The organism is Actinomadura sp. DC4, from assembly GCF_030406325.1.
Lineage (GTDB): Bacteria > Actinomycetota > Actinomycetes > Streptosporangiales > Streptosporangiaceae > Actinoallomurus.
The window spans coordinates 56,980-77,945 of record NZ_JAUEQY010000024.1 but is presented as its reverse complement, the minus strand read 5'-3'; the positions used below and the strand labels follow the sequence as shown (position 1 = coordinate 77,945).

The 20,966-nt window shown below is 72.7% G+C and carries 18 protein-coding genes and 1 riboswitch; of the genes, 9 read left to right on the top strand and 9 right to left on the bottom strand.

The annotated features are described in order from the left end of the window. Nucleotides 1-3: 3 nt before the first annotated feature. Nucleotides 4-3,606: a cobaltochelatase subunit CobN gene (gene cobN / locus QWU11_RS32810; protein ID WP_290118364.1), complete on the bottom strand. Its 3,603-nt coding sequence runs from the start codon at nt 3,604-3,606 to the stop codon at nt 4-6. 59 nt (nt 3,607-3,665) lie between these two features. Beyond that, nucleotides 3,666-3,813: riboswitch (cobalamin riboswitch) on the bottom strand. Between the two features lie 78 nt (nt 3,814-3,891). Here cobN and QWU11_RS32805 point away from each other — a divergent pair. Next, nucleotides 3,892-4,746, top strand: coding sequence for a helix-turn-helix domain-containing protein (locus QWU11_RS32805; protein WP_290118363.1), 855 nt, complete (start codon nt 3,892-3,894; stop codon nt 4,744-4,746). After that, a complete protein-coding gene (locus QWU11_RS32800; RefSeq protein WP_290118362.1) occupies nt 4,739-5,128 on the top strand; it encodes a VOC family protein in 390 nt (129 codons plus the stop codon). Before QWU11_RS32805 ends, QWU11_RS32800 begins: the two co-directional genes overlap by 8 nt. A gap of 4 nt (nt 5,129-5,132) precedes the next feature. Here the strand turns inward: QWU11_RS32800 and QWU11_RS32795 are convergent, their stop codons facing one another. Continuing rightward, entirely contained in the window at nt 5,133-5,939 is an 807-nt protein-coding gene (locus QWU11_RS32795; protein ID WP_290118361.1) for an AMP-binding protein, read from the bottom strand. A gap of 177 nt (nt 5,940-6,116) precedes the next feature. On the opposite strand from QWU11_RS32795, the gene QWU11_RS32790 reads away from it, so the two are divergent. Beyond that, on the top strand, nt 6,117-7,106 hold the full coding sequence (locus QWU11_RS32790) for a Gfo/Idh/MocA family oxidoreductase (RefSeq protein WP_290118360.1): 990 nt from the start codon (nt 6,117-6,119) through the stop codon (nt 7,104-7,106). Nucleotides 7,107-7,207: 101 nt separating this feature from the next. On the opposite strand, the gene QWU11_RS32785 is transcribed toward QWU11_RS32790, so the two are convergent. After that, complete coding sequence (locus tag QWU11_RS32785; protein ID WP_290118359.1) at nt 7,208-8,059, bottom strand: SMP-30/gluconolactonase/LRE family protein; 852 nt, start codon at nt 8,057-8,059, stop codon at nt 7,208-7,210. A 72-nt stretch (nt 8,060-8,131) separates the two neighbouring features. Between QWU11_RS32785 and QWU11_RS32780 the strand changes: the two genes are divergently transcribed. From QWU11_RS32780 to QWU11_RS32765, 4 genes are all read left to right on the top strand, one after another. Beyond that, nucleotides 8,132-8,671 carry a DUF1707 domain-containing protein gene (locus tag QWU11_RS32780; RefSeq protein ID WP_290118358.1) on the top strand — a complete coding sequence of 180 codons (540 nt, stop codon included), beginning with the start codon at nt 8,132-8,134 and terminating at the stop codon, nt 8,669-8,671. Next, complete coding sequence (locus tag QWU11_RS32775; protein WP_290118357.1) at nt 8,668-9,561, top strand: cobalamin biosynthesis protein; 894 nt, start codon at nt 8,668-8,670, stop codon at nt 9,559-9,561. Before QWU11_RS32780 ends, QWU11_RS32775 begins: the two co-directional genes overlap by 4 nt. Next, nucleotides 9,558-11,045, top strand: coding sequence for a cobyric acid synthase (locus QWU11_RS32770; RefSeq protein WP_290118356.1), 1,488 nt, complete (start codon nt 9,558-9,560; stop codon nt 11,043-11,045). Before QWU11_RS32775 ends, QWU11_RS32770 begins: the two co-directional genes overlap by 4 nt. A gap of 511 nt (nt 11,046-11,556) precedes the next feature. Then, nucleotides 11,557-13,041, top strand: coding sequence for an LCP family protein (locus tag QWU11_RS32765; protein ID WP_290118355.1), 1,485 nt, complete (start codon nt 11,557-11,559; stop codon nt 13,039-13,041). A gap of 72 nt (nt 13,042-13,113) precedes the next feature. Here QWU11_RS32765 and QWU11_RS32760 read toward each other — a convergent pair whose 3' ends face one another. From QWU11_RS32760 to QWU11_RS32745, 4 genes are read right to left on the bottom strand one after another with little or no spacing between them, the layout of a single operon-like run. Then, complete coding sequence (locus QWU11_RS32760) at nt 13,114-13,485, bottom strand: nuclear transport factor 2 family protein (RefSeq protein WP_290118354.1); 372 nt, start codon at nt 13,483-13,485, stop codon at nt 13,114-13,116. A gap of 56 nt (nt 13,486-13,541) precedes the next feature. Beyond that, nucleotides 13,542-14,624, bottom strand: coding sequence for an FAD-dependent oxidoreductase (locus tag QWU11_RS32755; RefSeq protein ID WP_290118353.1), 1,083 nt, complete (start codon nt 14,622-14,624; stop codon nt 13,542-13,544). Between the two features lie 43 nt (nt 14,625-14,667). Further along, the gene (locus QWU11_RS32750; protein WP_290118352.1) at nt 14,668-15,567 is read right to left on the bottom strand and encodes an NAD(P)H-binding protein; all 900 of its coding nucleotides are present in this window, start codon (nt 15,565-15,567) and stop codon (nt 14,668-14,670) included. 17 nt (nt 15,568-15,584) lie between these two features. Then, nucleotides 15,585-16,613, bottom strand: coding sequence for a hypothetical protein (locus tag QWU11_RS32745; protein WP_290118351.1), 1,029 nt, complete (start codon nt 16,611-16,613; stop codon nt 15,585-15,587). A 61-nt stretch (nt 16,614-16,674) separates the two neighbouring features. Here QWU11_RS32745 and QWU11_RS32740 point away from each other — a divergent pair, with 61 nt between their 5' ends. Further along, on the top strand, nt 16,675-17,103 hold the full coding sequence (locus tag QWU11_RS32740; protein ID WP_290118350.1) for a helix-turn-helix domain-containing protein: 429 nt from the start codon (nt 16,675-16,677) through the stop codon (nt 17,101-17,103). Here QWU11_RS32740 and QWU11_RS32735 read toward each other — a convergent pair. Continuing rightward, entirely contained in the window at nt 17,071-18,900 is a 1,830-nt protein-coding gene (locus QWU11_RS32735) for a glycoside hydrolase family 15 protein (protein WP_290118349.1), read from the bottom strand. The genes QWU11_RS32740 and QWU11_RS32735 overlap by 33 nt on opposite strands. 239 nt (nt 18,901-19,139) lie before the next feature. On the opposite strand from QWU11_RS32735, the gene QWU11_RS32730 reads away from it, so the two are divergent. After that, nucleotides 19,140-19,679 carry a methyltransferase domain-containing protein gene (locus QWU11_RS32730; protein WP_290118348.1) on the top strand — a complete coding sequence of 180 codons (540 nt, stop codon included), beginning with the start codon at nt 19,140-19,142 and terminating at the stop codon, nt 19,677-19,679. Here the strand turns inward: QWU11_RS32730 and QWU11_RS32725 are convergent. Next, nucleotides 19,676-20,806 (bottom strand): hypothetical protein, encoded by a 1,131-nt coding sequence (locus tag QWU11_RS32725; RefSeq protein WP_290118347.1) that lies wholly within the window; start codon nt 20,804-20,806, stop codon nt 19,676-19,678. The genes QWU11_RS32730 and QWU11_RS32725 overlap by 4 nt on opposite strands. Nucleotides 20,807-20,966 lie beyond the last annotated feature (160 nt).

Below are 20,966 nucleotides of genomic sequence, written 5' to 3'. Positions count from 1 at the left end.
GGGTCACTCGCCTTCGAGGTCGCCCTCCAGCTGGAGATACGTCTGCCGGAGCCGGTCGAGGGTGTCGGGGTCGGGCTCGGCCCACAGCTCGCGGTCGGCCGCCTCCAGGAGGCGTTCGGTGATGCCGCGCAGCGCCCAGGGGTTCGAGCGCTCCATGAACTCCCGGTTCTCGGCGTCGAAGACGTACTCCTCGGCGAGCTTCTCATACATCCAGTCGTCGACCACCCCGGCCGTGGCGTCGTAGCCGAACAGGTAGTCGACGGTCGCGGCCAGCTCGAACGCGCCCTTGTAGCCGTGGCGGCGCATGGCCGCGATCCAGCGCGGGTTCACGACGCGGGCGCGGAACACCCGGTGGGTCTCCTCGCCGAGCGTCCTGGTCTTCACCTGCTCCGGCAGCGCGGAGTCGCCGACGTACGCCGCCGGGCTGCGGCCGGTCAGCGTACGGACCATGGCCACCATGCCGCCGTGATACTGGAAGTAGTCGTCGGAGTCGACGATGTCGTGCTCGCGGGTGTCCTGGTTCTTGGCCGCGACCGCGATGCGCCGGAACGCCGACTCCATGTCCGTACGCGCCTCGCGCCCGTCCAGGTCGCGGCCGTACGCGTAGCCGCCCCACACCGCGTACACCTCGGCGAGGTCGCCGTCGTCGCGCCAGTTGCGCGAGTCGATCAGGGGCAGCAGGCCCGCGCCGTACGCGCCCGGTTTGGAGCCGAAGATGCGGCTCGTCGCGCGCCGCCAGTCGCCGTGCCGCGCGGCGTCCTCCAGGGCGTGCGCGCGCAGGTGGTTGTCCGGTTCGTCGAGTTCGGCGACGGCCGCGATGGCGTCGTCCATGAGCGTGATGACGTGCGGGAACGCGTCGCGGAAGAAGCCGGAGATGCGCAGCGTCACGTCGATGCGCGGCCGGCCGAGCTCCTCGCGGGAGACGACCTCGAAGCCGGTGACCCGGCGCGACGCCTCGTCCCACACCGGCCGTACGCCGATCAGGGCCAGCACCTCGGCGATGTCGTCGCCCTGGGTGCGCATGGCCGAGGTGCCCCAGACCGTGAGGCCGACGCTGCGGGGGTACTCCCCCGTGTCGGCGAGGTGGCGCTGGATGAGGGAGTCGGCGAGGGCGACGCCGACGTCCCAGGAGTTGCGGGACGGGATCGCCTTCGGGTCGACGGAGTAGAAGTTGCGGCCGGTCGGCAGCACGTTGACCAGGCCGCGCGTCGGCGATCCGGACGGGCCCGCCGGGACGTACCCGCCGTCGAGCGCGTGCAGCACCGCGTCGATCTCGCCCGACGTGGCGTCCAGGCGCGGCACCACCTCCTCCGCCGCGAACTCCAGCAGGCGTACGACCTCCGGCGCCGGCGCCCCGAGGACCTCGGCGCAGACCGCCGGGGCCTTGGACGCCTCCCAGCCGAGCGTCTCCATGCCGACGACGAGCCGCCGGGCGACCGCCTCCAGCAGGTCGATGGCGTCCGAGGCGGTACGGGACGGGCCGTCGGCGAGGTCGGTGAGGCCGCCCGCGTCCGCCGGCGCGCCCGGCTCGGCGAGCAGCGCCTTCTCGTCCAGGCCGTACCGGGCGGCGATGGCCGCGCGCAGGCCGGGCAGCGCGCCGGCGCGGCCCGCCCAGACCTGGCCGGCCCGCAGCACCGCGAGCACGAGGTTGACCCGCTGGCCGGAGTCCGGCGCGTCGCCGAGGATGTGCAACCCGTCGCGGATCTGCACGTCCTTGATCTCACAGAGGTAGCCGTCGACGTGCAGGACGAAGTCGTCGAACGCGGTGGCGTCGGGCTGGTCGTCGACGTGGAGGTCCTGGTGGAGCCGGGCGGCCTGGACGAGGGTCCAGATCTGCGCGCGTACGGCCGGCAGTTTGGTCGGGTCGAGGGCCTGGACCGTGGCGTACTCGTCCAGGAGCTGTTCGAGCTTGGCCAGGTCGCCGTACGTGTCGGCGCGGGCCATCGGCGGCACCAGGTGGTCGACGATCACGGCGTGCCCGCGGCGCTTGGCCTGGGTGCCCTCCCCCGGGTCGTTGACGATGAACGGGTAGACGAGCGGAAGGTCGCCGAGGACCGCGTCGGGCGCGCACTCGGCGGACAGGCCGAGCCCCTTGCCGGGCAGCCATTCGAGGGTGCCGTGCTTGCCGAGGTGGACGACGGCGTCGGCGCCGAAGACCTGGTCCAGCCAGCGGTAGGCGGCGAGGTAGTGGTGCGAGGGCGGCAGGTCGGGGTCGTGGTAGATCGCGACCGGGTTCTCGCCGAACCCGCGCGGCGGCTGGATCATCAGGAGCACGTTGCCGAACCTCAGCGAGGCCAGCACGATGTCGCCGCCGTCGGTGTACAGCTCGCCGGGCGGCTCGCCCCAGTGCCGCCGTACGCCCTCGCGCAGGCGCTCGGGCAGTGCGGCGAACCAGCGCTCGTAGTCTTCGAGCGGCACCCGCGCCGGGGCCGCGCGGAGCTGGTCCTCGGTCAGCCACTCCACGTCGTGCCCGCCCGCCGCGATCAGCGTGTGGATGAGCGTGTCGCCGTCCGCCGGGTGCTCACCGACCTCGTAACCGGCCTCTTTCAGCGCCGTCAGCAGGCGTACGGCCGAGACCGGGGTGTCCAGGCCGACCGCGTTGCCGACGCGGGCGTGCTTGGTCGGGTAGGACGACAGGACGATGGCGAGTCTCCGCTCGGCCGGCGGCGTGTGCCGCAGGCGCGCGTGGCGTACGGCGATGCCGGCCACGCGGGCGGCGCGCTCGGGGTCGGCGGAGTAGACCGGAATGCCGTCCGGGCCCTCCTCCTTGAAGGAGAACGGCACCGAGATCAGCCGCCCGTCGAACTCCGGGATCGCGACCTGCATCGCCGCGTCCATCGGGGACAGCGCGGCGTCGGAGGCCTCCCACACCTCGCGCGAGGTGGTCAGGCACATGCCCTGGATGACCGGGACGTCCAGCGTCGCCAGCGCGCCCGCGTCCCACCCGTCCTCGGCCGACGCCCCCGCCGCGAGCACGGTCACGACCACCGCGTCGGCGCGGCCGAGCAGCTCCATCAGGCCCTCGTCGGCGGCGCGCAGCGAGCCGCAGAAGACCGGCAGCGCGTTGCCTCCCGCGGCCTCGATCCGCGCGCAGAGGGTGTCGACGAACGCGGTGTTGCCCGACAGCTCGTGCGCCCGGTAGAAGACCACGCCCACGGTCGGGCGGCCCTCGCGTACGTCCGGCTCGCCGTGCACGCCGTACGCGGGCATCCGCTGCGGCGGCGCCCAGGGCTCGTCGTCACCGGGCGACAGCATCCCGGCGAGGAAGCGCGCCAGCTCCCGCAGGTTGCCGACGCCGCCCTCGCGCAGGTAGTCGAGCGCCTCGGCCGCCACGCCAGCGGGCACCGTGGACAGCGCCATCAGCTCGGCGTCGGGGTCGGCCTCTCCGCCGAGCGCGACGAGCGGGAGCCCGCGCCGCCGCAGGTCCTCGACGCCGTCGCGCCAGGTCTTGAGGCCGCCGAGGAGGCGTACGACGACGGCGTCCGCTCCCTCGCACAGGGCGTCGAGGTCGCTCAGGTCGAGCCGGGCGGGGTTGCCGGTCGCGTACCCGGCCGATCGGGCCGACAGAAGCTCGGTGTCGGCGGTGGAGAGCAGCAGCACGCGCACGTGTGAATCCTTCCCTCGGGGGTCCTCGCCCCGGCTCGGGTGCCATCGCCGACAGCGGGAAGTCTCCTGACTCTCAGGTCGTCGCGCGGTGCCGGTCCGTCGGGAACCGGCGCCACCCGCGGCCTTCCGGCTCTCGCCGTGGCCGTGCTCGCGGGCCGCTACCTGATCACAGTTGCGGGACAGCCCCGGACTCTCACCGGGTTCCTTCCCTCGCCGTCGCGCGGACAGTCTACGAGTCCGCGCGGACCTGCCCCAATGTCGGTGGTCACGGTTACCGTGGAGCGCATGAGCAGTCCGGCGCTCGTCATGGAGCGAGCCGACGTGACACCGCCGGCCCGCCTGCGCCCGCTGGTCGCCCACTACTCCGGCTACCGCTACGAGGGCCTGCCGCCGGGCACGCACCTCGGCCTGCCCTCTCCCTACCTCACGGTCGTCATCAGCCTGGGCGAGCCGACCCGTACGGTCATGCCCGACCGGCGGCGGTCATCGCTCGCGGCGCTCGCCGGCGGCATGCACATGCGGGCGGCCCTGATCGAGCACGACGGCGACCAGTACGGCGTCCAGCTCGCGCTCACGCCCGGCGGCGCGCGGTCGCTGTTCGGCCTGCCGGCCGGGGAGCTGGCCGGCGTCGTGGTCCCGCTCGACGAGGTGCTGACGGCGCGCGCCGGCGAGCTGATCGAGCGGATGGCCGGGGCTCCTTCCTGGCCGGCGCGGTTCGCCATCCTCGATGAGGTGCTGTCCCGGCAGGCCGACCGTCTCCCGGATCCCCCGGACGAGCTGCGCCACGCCTGGCGGCTCCTGACCGCGCGCGGCGGGGGCGTACGCGTCGACGAGCTGGCCCGCGAGGTCGGGTGGAGCCGGCGGCACCTGGGGGGCCGCTTCACCGCGGAGTACGGCCTGACACCGAAGGAGGCCGCGCGCGTCATGCGCTTCGAGCGCTCGACGCGGATGCTGCGGCGCACCGACCGGCCCTCCTTCGCCGACGTCGCCGCGCGGTGCGGGTTCTATGACCAGGCGCACCTGGCGCGCGAGTGGAACGACTTCGTCGGCTGCCCGCCGTCGGCCTGGCTGACCGGCCAGGACCTCCCATTCATCCAAGACGGGGAGGAGGTGCGGGCCGCATCCTCGGGGCATGAGTGAAACCGCCATCTGGCCCTCGGTCCGCTACACCGACGCCCACGCCGCGATCCGGTTCCTGGTCGACGCCTTCGGCTTCGAACGCGTCGCGGTCCATGAGACCGGTTCCCAGGTCGACCACGCCGAGCTCCGCTGGCCGGGGGGCGGCGGCGTCATGCTCGGCAGCGCCTCCCGCGAGGACAGCACGATCGCCGGACTGCCGCCCGGCACGGGTTCGGTCTACGTCGTGACCGACGACGTCGACGGCCTGTTCGAACGCGCGTGCGCGGCGGGCGCGACGGTCGTCGACGGGCCGCGTTCGCAGTCGTACGGCTCGGGGTTCACCGTCCGCGACCCCGAAGGGGTGTTCTGGAGCTTCGGCACCTATCGGGGCGCGGGGAGCTGACCGTTCACGGCGTCACCACCGGGCAGCCGAGCCACTGCTCGACGCGGCTCGGCGGTGGCGTCGCGCCGTAGGACACCGCGATGCGCAGCGGTTCGAAGGTGGTCTGGGGCCCCTCCATCGCCACGCGGGAGAAGAACGCCGACGAGGAGAGCAGAACGCTCGCCCGGTGCCGGCGCACACGCTCGGCCACGACCGGGACCGACCGCTGCCCGGAGTCGAGCACCGCGCTGGCCCCGGAGAAGAGCGGCAGGAAGATCGTGTTGCGCAGGCCGAGGGGGTCCTCGGTCTTCGGCACCGAGAAGAGCACGTCGTTCTCGCGCAGGCCGAACGGCTCCATCGCGAGGTAGTCCTCCTCCGGCTCGCCGTGGGCGAACGTCGTGGCGTACCGGCCGTACGCGGGGGTGTCGGGGCGTACGGGGTAGGGGTCGGCGGTGCCGGCGGCGGGCATGGCCGCGATCAGCTCGGCCGGGGTGAGCGCGTGCGGGAGCCGTCCGCTCACCACGAGCTTCGCGGTCTCGGTCTCCGGGTCGGTGTCCGGATCCGCCAGGACCGCGACGGCGCCGATGCGCACCGTGGCGAGGAACGCCCAGACGAACTCGATCGAGCCCGGCAGCGCGAGGATCACCCGGTCCCCCGGGCCGATGCCGTACGAGACGAGCAGGGACGCCATGCGGGCCGCCCCCCGGTGGACCTCGCCGTGGGTGTAGACGTCGTCGCCGCACAGGAACGCCACCCGATCCGACCAGCCGAATGCGCGAGTCCACTGGCTGAGAACCTCAGCCAGATTCGCATCCGGGGATGGTCCGGGCACGTGTGCTCCTCCCCATCGTTGGCCCCGAGGGCCCGTCTCGGGGTCCCCGCTCGCCGGCGGGGGCGTTGAGACAGGCCCTAAACGCGACCCTAGGACGGGTGGCCGTTGCCGGAACAGACCCGCAGCGTGATCAAATAGATCTCGATGAGGCCATCTGTGGACACGATTCGGGTAGCGTTGATCGGCTATGGCACCGGAGGTGCCGTCTTCCACGCTCCCCTCATCTCCGCGACACCGGAGATGGAACTGGCGGCCGTGGTGACGGCGAACCCCACCCGGCAGACGGACGTACGGGGCCGCTACCCGCAGGCGTCGATCCTGGACGACCCCGCACAGGTGTGGCCGGGCGGCTACGACCTCGTCGTGATCACGACCCCGAACGCCCGGCACGTGCCGCTGGCCCGCGCCGCCCTGGACGCGGGTGTGCCGGTCGTGATCGACAAACCGGTGGCGCCGACGGCTTCCGAGGCGCGGTCGCTCCTGGGCGGCCCGCTGGTGGTCCCGTTCCACAACCGCCGCTGGGACGGCGACTTCCGCACGGTCGCCCGCCTGACCTCGGAGGGCGCCCTGGGCCGGATACTGCGCTTCGAGTCCCGCTTCACCCGCTGGCGCCCGCAGATCAAGCCGGGCTGGAAGGAGACGGCGGACCCCGCCGCCGCCGGCGGAGTGCTGTACGACCTCGGCTCCCACCTCATCGACCAGGCGCTCGCGCTGTTCGGCCCGCCACTGTCGGTGTACGCGGAACTCGACGTACGCCGGGATGACGCGTCGGCGGCGGACGACGCTTTCGTGGCCCTGACGCACGGGGGCGGGGTGCGGTCGCATCTGTGGATGAGCGCGGTGAGCGCTGACCTGGGGCCGCGGTTTCGCGTTCTGGGGGACCGGGCGGCGTACACGACGTACGGGCTGGACGGGCAGGAGTCGCAGCTGCGCGACGGCATCGCACCGGGCGACCACGGCTATGGAGTGACGCCGCCGGAGGCGTACGGGATGCTGGGCACCCCGGGAAAGGCCCGGCCACACCGCACCGAACCGGGCGGATACCAGGACTTCTATCCGGCGGTCGCCGCCGCCCTCCGCGGCGAGGCCCCGCCCCCGGTGACCCTGGACGAGGCCATCGCCGGCCTGGAGGTCATCGAAACCGCCCTGCGAGGCGTCCAACAGTAAGTACCGTCGACGCACTTGGGGTGACGCCGTGAACCTCGCGGATCTGTACTTCGGTCGGGACGACGCGGAGATGGACATCGCCGAATCCGTACGGCGGCTGATCAGCCGAACGGGGTCGTGTGCGGGCCGCTGACGCCGGTCTCGGCCTTGAAGATGCGGCCCGCGTCCGGTTCGGCCGCTCGTCGTTCGGCGGACAGGCCCTGCTGTGACGTTGTGATCAGCAGTGTCGTGCCGGCGAAGCAGCAGCTCGACACGTTCGTCACCGGCAGGTGGACCACCCCCGCGGGCCGGCCGGCCGGGTCGTAACGGCGTACCGCTCCGCCGCCCCACAGCGCCACCCACAAGAAGCCCTCGTCGTCCAGTGTCATGCCGTCCGGGTGGCCGCCCTCCACCTCCACGAACGGGCGCCGGTCCTTGATCGTGCCGTCGGCCTCGTCGTAGGTGAACGTGTCCACGCGGCCCGTCGGGGTGTCGATGTAGTACATGGTGCGGCGGTCCGGGCTCCATGCCAGGCCGTTGGAGATCGTCACGCCCTCCAGCACCGTACGGGCCGTGCCGTCGAAGACGTACAGGGATCCGCGCGGGTGTGACTCGTCGTAGTCCATCGTGCCGGCCCAGAAGCGGCCCGCCGGGTCGCACTTGCCGTCGTTCATCCGGACCGCCGACGAGTCGGCCAGGTCCTCGGTCAGCCGCTCCACCGTGCCGTCCTCGTCCAGGCCGAAGAACCCGGTGCCGGCCGCGAGGGTCCAGCCCCCTCCCGTACGCGGGACCGCGGCGCCCAGCGGACGGCCGACGTCGTAGGAGCGCGGTTCGGTGAGGGAGACGCCGTCGAAACCCGCCACCCACAGGTGAGCGGCCATGATGTCCACCCAGCCGAACCGGTCGCCGTACCAGAACGGGCCCTCGGCGTGCTCGACCCGGACCGGTGAACAGGGCTCTGCCGTGAGTTCCATGCTGCTGTCCTTCCCTCGTCCGGCGACCCATGATTCCGTGACTGCGCGGCGGACCGCACATAGGCTCGGCCCGTGGACGAAACCCCCGAGGCGGCGAAACCGGCCGTACGCTCCTCCGACGCCGATCGTGAGCGGGTCGCGGGCGTGCTGCGGACGGCATTCGCGCAGGGCCGGATCGGCAAGGACGAGCTGGACGAGCGGCTCGCCGCGGCCTACGCGGCCGGGACCGGCGCCGAGCTCGCGGTGGTCACCCGTGACCTGCAGGTCACCGCGACGCCGACCGCGACGAAGGGCACCGGGATCATCGCCGGGTTCCGGCGTACCGGCCGCTGGACCGTCGGCCGTGCCTTCCGCGGGCTGGCGGTGATCGGTAGCGGCGAGATCGACCTGCGCGACGCCGAGTTCGCCGAGGGCGAGACGACCATCAACGCCACCGCGATCATCAGCACCATCACCGTCGTCGTGCCCGTGGACGCCGAGGTGCACGTCGGCGGCACCGGTGTCATCGGCGGTTTCGGCCACGGCGGCGAAGGCCCCGGCACACCCGGTGGGCCCAAGATCACCATTACCGGGCTCGCGCTCTGCGGCAACGTCCGTGTCGAGCGCCGATGATCGAAACGGGGCTGCTGGCGGGGGTGGCGCTGGACGCGCTGGCCGGTGATCCGCGGCGGGGGCATCCGGTGGCCGCCTTCGGGCGTGCGGCGGGTGCGCTGGAGCGCCGTCTGTACGCCGACTCCCGTACGCGCGGCGCGGTCTTCGCGGGCCTCTGCGTGCTCGGCGCCGCCGCGGTCGGCGTCGCCGCCCGCCGCCGTACGGCCCTCGTCACCTGGGCCGTCCTCGGCGGCACCTCGCTCGCGCGCGAGGGCCTGGCGATGGGCCGGTCGCTGGAGTCCGGCGACATCGAGGCCGCCCGCGCGCGGCTGCCGCACCTGTGCGGGCGCGACCCGTCCGCGCTGGATGAGAAGGAACTCGCCCGCGCCACCGTCGAGTCGATCGCCGAGAACACCTCCGACGCCGCCGTCGCTCCCCTGCTCTGGGGCGCCGCGTTCGGGGCGCCCGGGCTGGCCGCGTACCGCGCGATCAATACCCTCGACGCCATGGTCGGACATCGCAGTTCCCGCTACGAGCGCTTCGGCTGGGCCGCCGCGCGTACGGACGACGTGGCCAACTGGGTCCCCGCACGGGTCACCGGTCTGCTGACCGTCGCGTGCGCGCCGCTCGCCGGCGGTTCACCGCGCGCGGCGTACCGCGTGCTGCGCCGTGACGGCGCCCGGCACCCCAGCCCGAACGCCGGGCGCTGCGAGGCCGCGTTCGCCGGCGCGCTCGGCGTACGGCTCGGCGGGGTCAACGTGTACGGCACGCGGACCGAGTACCGGCCCGAACTCGGCGACGGCCGCGCGCCGGAGCCCGGCGACATCCGCCGCGCCGTACGGCTGTCCCGCGCGGTGACCCTCGCCTCGGCTCTTCTCGCCGCCGGCGCGCGCCTCGCGGTCCGCCGGTGAACGGCGCGCTGCTGGTCGCGGGGACGACCTCGGACGCGGGCAAGAGCGTGCTGACCGCCGGGCTGTGCCGGTGGCTGGCGCGTCAGGGCGTACGCGTGGCGCCGTTCAAGGCGCAGAACATGTCGCTCAACTCGATGGTCACCGCCGACGGGGCCGAGGTCGGCCGGGCGCAGGTCATGCAGGCCGCCGCCGCCCGCGTCGAGCCGTCCGCCCACATGAACCCCGTCCTGCTCAAGCCGGGCAGCGACCGGCGCAGCCAGGTGGTCGTGCTCGGCCATCCGGTCGCCGAGGTGGACGCGATGGGGTATGGCGCGCACAAGGCCCGGCTCCGCGAGGTGGTGGCGACGAGCCTGGCCAAGCTGCGCGCGGAGTACGACGTGGTGATCTGCGAGGGCGCCGGTAGCCCGGCCGAGATCAACCTGCGGGCCGGCGACCTGGCGAACATGGGGCTGGCGCGCGCCGCCGAGCTGCCCGTGATCGTGGTCGGCGACATCGACCGGGGCGGGGTGTTCGCCGCCCTGTACGGCACGGTCGGGCTGCTGGAGCCCGCCGACCAGCGGCTGCTGGCCGGTTTCGTGATCAACAAGTTCCGTGGCGCGCCCGAGCTGCTCGCCCCCGGGCTGGCCCAGATCACCGCGCTGACCGGCCGGCCCGTGTATGGCGTCCTGCCCTGGCTGGAGGGGCTCGGCCTGGACGTCGAGGACTCCCTCGCGCTCGACTCCCGCCGGCCGGCGCCCGCCGACGGGGCGGCGCTGCGCGTCGTGGTCGTACGGCTGCCGCGGATCTCCAACTTCACCGACGTCGACGCCCTGGCCGCCGAGCCCGGCGTGAGCGTGTCGTACACGACGACGCCGGGCGGGCTCGCCGACGCCGACCTGGTCATCCTGCCCGGCTCGCGCGCCACCGTCGCCGACCTGGGGTGGCTGCACGAGCGCGGCCTGGCCAAAGCGATCGTCCGCCGCGCCCGCGCGGGACGGCCGGTGCTCGGGATCTGCGGCGGCTACCAGATGCTCGCGCGGGAGATCCTGGACGACGTCGAGTCGCTCGCGGGCGCCGTGCCCGGGCTCGGCCTGCTGCCCGTACGGGTGGAGTTCGCGCCGACGAAGACCCTGCGCCGCCCGTCGGGCTCGGCGTACGGGGAGACGGTGCACGCGTACGAGATCCACCACGGCGTGGCGGCGGTCGAGGGCGGCGAACCGTTCCTGGACGGCTGCCGCTCCGGCGCGGTGTGGGGGACGACGTGGCACGGAGCGCTGGAGAACGACGGCTTCCGCCGCGCGTTCCTCGCCGACGTCGCCCGTACGGCCGGGTCCGAGTTCACGCCCGCCCCCGACACCGACTTCGCGGCGCTGCGGGAGGCGCAGCTCGACGCCCTCGGCGACCTGGTCGAACACCACCTCGACACGGCCGCCCTGACCCGGCTGATCGAGTCCGGTCCCCCGCCGGGGCTGCCGGTCGTCCCGCCCGGAGGTCCGGGCCTCTGATCTGAACCGTGCGTCACCGGGCCCGCGCTCGCAGCCTCTCCAGCCCGGCCAGGACCGCGGCGCGGTCGCCGGAGCTCTTCATCCGCGCCGGCAGCCGCGCGAACATCGACGCGGTCGGGCGCATCGGGCCGTGCTCGCGCAGCAGCGCGCCGACGTAGGCCGGGAGCTCGTCGACGTGCTCCTCGTTGTAGCCCCACAGGACCTCGCCGGCGCACCGCGTCCGGGCCGGGGTACGACGAGCGCGCGGCCTCCGCGGCGCGGGCAGACCACGAGGACCCGGCCCGCGAACCGCGCGAGTGGACCCCCGGCGTCGAAGGGACGGGCGGCACCCTTCTCAGAGTCCACGACGGACATCCTCCCGCTTCAGGGGTTCGAGACGCGCCGGGCCGCGGATCGCCGTGAACAAAAGCCGCCCCGCCTGCGTCGAATTGACTGATTTCTGTGCTTTGTCAGCACGACGGCCGTCGAGGTCACCCCGCTCGTCGCCCCAGCAGCCGGCAGAGGAGCTTTCATGGCATCTGGTCAGTACGGGAGGCCGCCCACGAGGCGACGTGAGCCGATCCCGGTCGCCGGACTCTGGCGCGCGCTCGGGCTGACCTCGGCCTCGGCCGTGGTCTGGGGCATCGCGCACGTCTCGGTGGGGCGCCGCGCCACCGGCTTCGGCCTCATGGGGCTGCTCGCGGCGTTAGTCCTCGGCGGTGCCGCGGCCGTACTGGCCTTCCAGGAAAAACTCAAGCAGCTCGTCGTCCAGGGCTTCTGGCTGAACGTCATCATCGCGGGCATCCTGGTGCTCGCGGCCGTGTGGGCGCTGGTCGTGATCCGCTCGTTCCAGGTGACGTGCCCGCCGGGCCTGCCGTCCGGGATGCGTTACACCTCGGGCGCCCTCGTCGTGCTCCTCGCGCTGATGATCTGCACGCCCCTGGTGTACGCGGCGAACGCGACGTACGTCCTGCGCGACACCCTGTCCAGCATCTTCCCCGGCGACGACAAGTCCGGCGCATCGGTCAACGCCTCGAACCCGTGGAAGAACAAGCCGCGGGTCAACATCCTGTTGCTGGGCGGCGACGGCGGCAAGGACCGTACGGGCATCCGCACCGACAGCATGACCGTCGCCAGCATCGACACCAAGACCGGCAACACCGTGCTGCTCAGCCTCCCTCGCGCGCTGCGGGAGTTCCAGATGCCGCCGAAGATGCGGACGGTCTGGCCCAACGGCTACACGGGCGACTACGGGCCGAACGGCACCTGCCCGATCAGTGCCTGCCTGCTGAACGAGCTCTACATCCAGGGCGAGAAGCGGCATCCCGAGCTGGAGCCCGGGTACACGGCGGGCCAGCGCGGCCCGCACATGCTCGAGGACGTCATCGGCTACCTGACCGGGCTGAAGATGGACTACTACGTGCTGGTCAACCTCGCCGGTTTCAAGGACATCGTGAACGCCATGGGCGGAGTCCAGGTGAACGTGAAGTCATCCGACGGCAAGTGGCTCCCGATCGGCGGCGACCCGGACCGGGGCATCCCGCCGTCGGGCTACCTCAAGCCGGGCCGGCAGCACCTGGACGGCGAGCACGCCCTCTGGTATGGCCGCACCCGCCACGCCGACGACGACTTCCGCCGCATGGACCGGCAGAAGTGCCTGATGAAGGCCATCGCCGACCAGGCCGACCCGCAGAAGGTCGTCACCCATTTCGAGAAGCTCGCCAACGCCGCCAAGAGCACCATCTCCACCAACATCCCGGCCAAGCTCCTGCCCGCGCTGATAAAGCTCTCCGGCACCGTCAAGCATGGCGCCGACGTCAGCAGTCTCTCCTACGACCCGGACAAGATCCCCGGCTTCCACACCAACCGCCCCGCGGACGCGGCCATGATCCAGCTCATGCGCCGTACGGCGGCCAACGCCATCGCCAAGAGCACGCAGCCGTCCGCCACCCCGACCACGACCAGGAAGAAGACGACGACGGCCGGATCCGCCCTCTCCCTGAAGGACGCCTGCTGAGCGCCCTCTAGCCGAAGCGTTCGGCGACGACAGGCCGTCCAGCCCGTGGCCGCCGTCTCCGTCACGGCCGGCTCAGGCGGGGCCGTCGGGGGAGAACCACCATTCCTCGAAGGAGCGGCAGCGGCCGTCATCGGCGAAGCGGATGATCCACAGGTCGGTGAACTCCTCGTGGTCCGGTTCGCCGTACGTGACCTCCACCCGTGCCACCGCCGTGTCGCCGTCGACCGCGACGATCTCGCTGTTCATCTCGAAGGCCTCGTCAGGGCCCGTACGCTCCTCGTCCCACATCTCGGCGATCGCCGGCAGGCCGACCAGCGGCGCGTCGAACGGGCCCTGCAGGTAGGTGGCGTCCTTCGTGAAGACCTCGGCCAGCGTCTCGGTGCCAGGGCTGCGCCAAGCCCGCTCGTAGCCGGCGATCCATGTGGCCACCTGTTCCTTGTCCATGGGATCAGTGTGACCGACGAATCGATCTTCCAAAGCCGTACGGTGGAAGCCGTGGCTCACGCCGGAGGGGTCAGGGCGAACCGGGCGATCGGCTCCGCGCCCTCGACCAGGTCGGTGACGAGTTCGCCGATCAGCGGGGCGAACTTCGCGCCGTGTCCCGAACACGGCGAGCACACGACGATCGGACCCTGCCGGTCGAGGATGAAGTCCTCCCCCGGCGCACGCGTGTACAGGCACGTCGTCTCCGAGCGCGGGTCCGGATCCAGGCCGGGCAGCCACTCGCGGACGTACTCGACGGCGCGCGACCGCGCCTCGGCCGGCACGGCGAAGTCGCGGCCGTCGGCCGTGGTGACACCGCCGTGCACGTGGTCGCCGACCTTGACGAGCGGGCCCTCCGGCAGCGCGTACATCTCCGGTGACTCCGAGGTGGCGCCGTGCACGATCGTCGGCCACGGGCCGGGCTCGTACGGGGCGAAGTAGAAGATCGGCTGCTCGGTCACGGTCAGCCGCGGCAGCGGCACGAGCCCGCCGAGCAGCGGGCCGACCCAGCTCCCGGCCGCGACGACGAGAGTCCGCGCGTGCCAGGTCTCGTCGCCGGCGCGGAACCGTACGCCGTCCCCGTCCTCCTCGATGTCGCGTACGGGAGTCTCGTACGCGACCTGCGCGCCGCCCGCGACGGCGAGGCGGACCATCGACGCCACGGCCGCCTCCGGGTCGAGCACGCCGCCCTCCGGGTCGTACGTCGCCGGTCCGGCGAAGCGGATGCCGGGAAAGCGGCGGGCGGCCTCCTCCCGGTCGAGCAGTTCGGCGGCGACCCCGTGCTCGCGGAGCAGGACCGTCATGTCCTCCGGCCCGCGGCCGGGCCCGTGGTCGATGCCGCCGACGCGGTCGAGCGGGTTCTGGCCGGTCTCGGCCGCGAGCCGTTCCCAGAGGTGGCCGGCGCGGCCGGTCAGCTCGACGTAGAACGGGTCGAGGTAGGCGCGCCGGAAGATCCGCGAGTGCCCGTGCGAGCTGCCCCGCCGGTGACCGGCCTCGTACGTCTCGAAGGCGGCCACGTCGTGCCCGCGCCGTACCGCCGCCCACGCCGTCGCCGCCCCGGACAGCCCGAGCCCCGCCACCGCCACGTCCACATGTCGCATGTATGCATCTTGGCGGCTTCCGGCCGGATCCCGCCAACCGCGGTCAGCCCAAGTAGAAGTCCTTGCGAGCGGCCACGAACGCCTCGATGGTCTGGGCGGGCGCGCCCGTGAGGCGCTCGACGGCGTCGGACGTACGGTCGTAGCGGTTCTGCCGGTGCAGCCGGGCCATGGTGGCGATGTGCTCCTCGACGTGCGGCGGGAGGCCGGCCTTGGCGAGCACCTCGGTCCGCCACCGGTCCAGCGGCACGTCGGCATAGGACACCGGGCGCCCCAGCGCCCGGGAGAAGTCCTCGGCCATCTCGTTCATGTCGACCGCCTGCGGCCCGGTGAGCTCATAGACCTGCCCGACGTGCGGCGCGGGATCGCGGAGCACGGCGGCGACCACCCGGGCGACGTCCTCCAGGGCGACCGGCGAGGTACGCCCGGTGCCGAAGGGCAGCGCGATCGTGCCGTTGTCCCGTATCGACATCGCCGCCATGAAGGTGAACAGGGGATTGTCCAGGAACGAGGTCGGCCGGATGTGCACGACCGGCAGGCCCGACCAGTTCAGCACCTGTTCCGCCAGCCAGTGCAGCCGCTGCTGGTGCGACTCCTCAGTGCTGGTGGCCGTCATCTGCGACACCGTCATCTGCGACATGCCGACCAGGGCCTCCAGCCGGCCGTACTCCCGTGCCACGGTGGCCACCACGGTCGCCGCGAGCAGGTGGTCCGGCGACACGGGCATCGCGAAATACATCCGCCCGACGCCCTCCAGGGCCGCCGCGACGGTCTCGGGCCTGGTCAGGTCGCCGAGCACCACCTCCGCGCCGAGCGCCCGCAGCGCGGCCGCCCGGTCGTCGTCGCGGCGCACCATCGCGCGTACCGGCACGTCCCGCTCGCGCAGCCGGCCGAGGACCGCACGGCCCACACTCCCGGCGCCGGCGATGAGAACAAGGTCGTTCATCCGATCTCCCTCTGAGGTCATCCGGCCACGACCTGTGGCTCGGCTTCGGTGGCGCTCTCCCGCGTACGGCGTGCGGTCGCCGTCTGCCGGAGCAGCACCAGTCCCAGGCCCGCGGCGAACCAGACGGCGAGGACGGCGAGTGAGCCCCCCGCGTGCGATCCGCCGAAGTAGCCGAAGTCGTTGATGGCTCGTACGGCCGCGCCGGGAGGCAGCTTCGCGGAGACCGCCTGGGCCCATCCGGGCAGCAGGTCGAACCCGATCGTCGCCCCGCTGGTCGCGTTGCCGATCGTCGTGAGAGTGAGGACGGCCAGAGCGATCCCGGCCGGTCCGAGCCATGCCCCGAGGGCCTTGGTCGCGAACGCGCTCGCGGCCGACAGGAGGGTGAGCGACACGGCCAGGAGCGGGAACGACGGCGTCAGCGAGCCATAGACGGGACCGGCGATCGTGGCCGCGACGACGCCGATCGCGACGGCGAACCCGGCCATCGCGTAGAGCCGGTGGCGCAGGCGGACCGTCGCGGTGGCGCCGGTGAGGCCCTGGGCCAGGACGAATGAGGAGAGCGTGACGCCGAAGACTACGTAGAAGGCGGACAGCCCGCGTGAGTCGTGGCCGGCCAGCGGAACGATGTCGCTCTCCCCGACGGTGAACCCGGCCTTGCCGGCGAGACCGGCGACGAGCTGCCGGGCCGCGCCGCTCTCGCTGAACCCGCTCGCGCCGGCGTACTCGAGCCGCAGCGCGGTCGGGGAGGTCGCGCCGACCACGGCGACCGCGTCGCCGTTCCGCACGAGGTCCGCGCCCTCGCCGATGCTGGAGACCCGGGTGAGGTCCACCGAGTCGCCCAGCCCCGTCCGCGCCGCGGCCGTCAGCCGGTCGCCGACCGTGGCGACGGGCAGGCCGTGGGGCACGGGTGCTCGCTGGAGCCCGACATAGACGGCGATGAACGCGGCGCCGATCACGAGCCCGGTGACGACGAGCGGGATCCAGGTTCTGTGCCGGGTGACCGCGGGGCCCGTCCTGGCGGAACCCGGAGCGGATGATGATGACATGTGGACTTCCTCGGCTAAGCTGGTTTGAATGTCAAACCAAGCGAAGCGTACACGAGATGGTTTGAAAACCAAACCAGGACGTGACTCGCTGGCGGTCGCCCTGGACGCGATCAATGACCGGTGGTCCCTGCACATCGTGCGGGCCGTCGCGTTCGGCGCCTCGCGCTACACCGACATCCTGCGCGACGTCGGAGCCCCCAGAGACGTGCTGTCCGCACGCCTGCAGAAGCTCACCGAGTCCGGCATCCTGCAGCCGCATTCGCCGGAGAAGGGGCGGATGGCCGGGTACGAACTCACCCAGAAAGGCCGGGACCTCGGGCAGGTCATCCTGGTCCTCAAACGCTGGGGCGACACCTACCGCGAGGACACGGTGCCCCGGGTCGACTTCATCCACGAGGTCTGCGGCGAGGTGTTCGTCGCCGAGGTCCACTGCCAGGCCTGCGGCCGGCCGATCCGCTCAGGTGAGTTCTCGGTCGACGGTGCGTGTTAGGGCCTGGTCGATGGCCCAGGCGGCGTTGACCAGGCCGATGTGGCTGAAGGCCTGGGGGAAGTTGCCGAGGAGTTCGCCGGTCTCCGGGTCGACCTCCTCGGCGAGCAGGCCGAGGTCGTTGGCGTAGGCCGCCGCGCGTTCGAAGGCCGCTCTCGCCCGGTCGACCTGCCCGGACAGGGCGAGGGCCTGCGCCAGCCAGAACGTGCACAGCAGGAACGTGCCCTCCTCGCCCGCCAGGCCGTCCTCGGTCCGGTAGCGGTAGACGAGCCCGGCGTCGTCGGTCAGCCGCTCGGCGACGGCGTCGATCGTGGCGAGGATGCGCGGGTCGTCGGGAGGCAGGAAGCCGACGATCGGCAGCATGAGGTTCGAGGCGTCCAGCGCCTCGGAGCCGAAGTACTGCGTGAACGCGCGGGCGCGCTCGTTCCAGCCCTCCCGCAGGACGGTGTCGTGGATCTCCTCCCGTACGCTCCGCCACGCCGCGACGTGGTCGGCGGCGTCCAGCCGGGCGGCCAGGGCGATCGCGCGGTCGAGGGCCACCCAGCACATGACCTTGGAGTACAGGAAGTGCTGCGGGTCGCTGCGTACCTCCCAGATGCCCTGGTCCTTCTCCGTCCAGCGCTCGGCGGCGGTGTCGGCGCAGGCGATGAGAAAGCGGCGTACGTCCTCGTCGAGGTCGCCGAGCTGGTCCTCCAGGCGGAGCGCGGCGTCCAGGAGCTCGCCGTAGACGTCGATCTGCCGCTGGTTCCACGCGCCGTTGCCGACGCGTACGGGCCGGCTGTCGCGCCAGCCGCGCAGGTGCGGCAGCGTGCGCTCGCTGAGGTCGTGCTCGCCGCCGACGCCGAACATGATCTGCAGCGCGCGGTCACGGCTCAGGGAGGGCGCGGCGGTGGTGAGGAAGGCGAAGAAGTCGTTCGCCTCGTCGGGGCAGGCGGCGACCCAGAGCGCGCCCATGGTCAGCGACGCGTCGCGTACCCAGGTGTAGCGGTAGTCCCAGTTGCGCTCGCCGCCGGCGCCCTCGGGCAGCGAGGTGGTCGCGGCGGCCACGATCGCCCCGCTCGGCTGGAACGACAGCGCCTGCAGCACCCGGCCGCTGCAGTGGACCAGCTCCCGCCAGGGACCGTCGTACGCCTGGTGGAGCGCCGACCATGATCGCCACGCGTCGACCGTGCCGTCCAGCCGGGCGGCCAGCGTCTCCTGGTCCCACACGTGGGCCGGGGTCTCCTCCAGCGTGCTGCGGTGCAGCCCGAAGTGCAGCGCCCGCCCGGCCCGCACCGGGAAAGCGGCGCGGGCGACGGAGTCGGCGATCTCCAGGGGTACGGGGCTGGTCAGCACGAGCCACTCGGCGCCGCCCCGCGCGGTCACCCCGCCGTCGACGCGGGACAGGATCGGCGCCACCAGCCCGTACTCGGGCCGGGGCCGGTAGTCGACCTCGACCGGCACCTCCCCCTCGGTGCAGGCGACCCGGCGCGCGAGTAGGTGCGGAACGCCCGCGCCGAGCCGATGGTCCCGGTCGTCCGGGCCGGTCAGCAGCGTGTCGGTGAGCACGAGGACCCCCGTAGGGGTGCGGAAGGTCGTCTCCAGCACCATCGTGCGCGGCACGTAGCGCCGGGAGGTCTCGTACGGGCCGGACGGGCGGATCGACCAGTGGCCGGCGTCCTCGTCGAGCAGCCGCCCGAAGACCGCCGGGCTGTCGAACCTCGGGAAGCACAGCCAGTCGGCGGACCCGTCGCGGCCGATCAGGGCGGCCGAGTGCCGGTCGGACACGAGTGCGTAGTCGGCGATCGGCGTGGTGGTCATGCGGCTCCCCCGGGCGGTTCCCCTTTGCCCGAATGGTAAGGCGCGGCACCGCACGGTGGAGGAAGGCCACTCCGGCCGGGAGGCGGAGAATCAGTATGTACGCCGACGATGGTGACATACCCCATCTAGCAGCCGCGATCGGCGCATATTAGGCTACGTATGCAAGTTGCAGGTAAAAATTCTTGAAGGAGGGGCCCGGTGCTCATCCGCCACCCCTACGCCGCGCCCGTGACCGCGCGGTGAACGGCCCGGCCGCGGCCGAGACCGGGCGCAGCCCGCTCGACGAAGTCGCCCTCGGCAGCCTCCTGGCCGGCGCCGCCGCGAACGGCAACGGCACCGTCCAGCTCGTCGGCGCGCATCTGCAGGACCTCGCCGCCCGCCTGGTCGCCGACGGCGTGACGGTCGAGGCCACCGTGCCCGGCCGCCGGTGGGCCCGCGCGAGCCGCCGGGCGTTGCGGCGTGCGGGCCAGCGCTCCGCGTACGTGCCGGTCGTGGGCGACATCGGCATCGACCTGCCGTTCCCGGACTCGGGCACGGACGTGCTCGTGTGCCGCCTGGATCCGCAGACGTTCCCGTTCCCTCGGCACACGGTGCGCGAGCTGGGCCGCGCGATCACCCCGGGCGGCACGGTCGTGCTGCTGGCGGGCGGCCAGGCGCCGTGGCCTGCGGGCCTGGTCGACGCGTGGGCCGTTTCGGCCGGGCTGGCGCCCAAGGTCGAACGCGGCGTGGGCGGCGCGGTGCCGTTCACCGGCTCGGTCTATGAGTCCCGGTCGGCCTAGCGCCACTCCAGGAAGAGCGTCTGGCTGCTGAGCGCCTCGGCGGTCAGCTTCTGGGGAGGCGTTCCCGGTGTCGTGCCGCCGATGTAAAAGCCCATGAAGCCGTCGTAGGGGTCGTCCGGCCGGTGGCTGTCGAAGATGAAGCGTCTGCCATCCGGAGAGACGACCTCTCCCTCGTTCTCCTTGTCGTTGGCGGGCAGCAGCGCGGCCCCGGGCGCCGCGCCCGTGCCGACGCCGACGGTGACGAACTGATGCGCGTCCTCGTCGGCGCACAGCAGGGTCTGCGGTCCGGTCCAGCCCACCGCCTCGGAGCAGTGGTCGACGGCCCGCGCGTGCTCGGCGGTTCCGGCGGTCAGCGCGGTGGACGTGGCGGGGACGTCGAAGAGGTTCTGATCCACGCCATGGGCCCAGGCGGCCATGCGACGTCCGTCCGGGGAGACGTGCACCATGTCTGCCTGCAGGCCGCGCGGCGGGGCCCCGACCAGGACGAGCGGCAGGTTCGTGTCGGTGGCCGGCCCTCGGTCGGTCAGGGTGTGGCCTCCGCCGACCGGCCGGCTGCCGATACGGTGCTTTCCCTCGGACGTCGTGTAGGTGAACCAGACGGCCGAACCGTCCGGCGCCATGACGGCATTCTCCTCGCGCGGGGTGTTGCCCAGGGACTCCTCTCCGCCGGTGAGGTCGGTCAGCCTGCCCTGGCGGTCGACGACTCCGACGCGTGTCCCGTCACCTCCCGAACCGTGCAGCACGACCGCCATCTCGGTGAAGTCGCGGTCGAACAGAGCCCGTACCCGGGGCACGACCCATTCCAGCCGGTCGGAGTCGTAGGCGGTGTCCTGGGAACCGGCGTGCTGGCGGCAGAGATCGATCAGCGGGGTCATCGCCGGGCTGCTGTCGGTGCCGGAGAAGACGGCGGACGGGGGCAGGGCGAACGTGGCCTGGGCGAGCCGTTTCCAGGTCTGCGGATCCGACCCGGTGACCTCGACGGCGCCGAACCTGCCGCCCAGCACGCAGTCGGCGGTCACCATCAGATCCCGCTGCCGGAACCCGGCCGCGGCGTGCGACCCGCTCGGTGTCGACGCGGGACCGCCCTTCCTCCGTGTGGGGGCATCGCCGCTCTCGCACGCCGTCACACCGGCCAGGATGAGAGAAACGGCCGTCAAAATCGTAGGAACCCCAGCAAAACGCATGAGCACATCTTCGCCGACTCGGCCACGCCGGCGGAGCTCGTTCGCGATCGCCGGGCGGCCTGCACGGGATGCGCACAGGCCGCCGCGACGTTGTGAGGCCGTG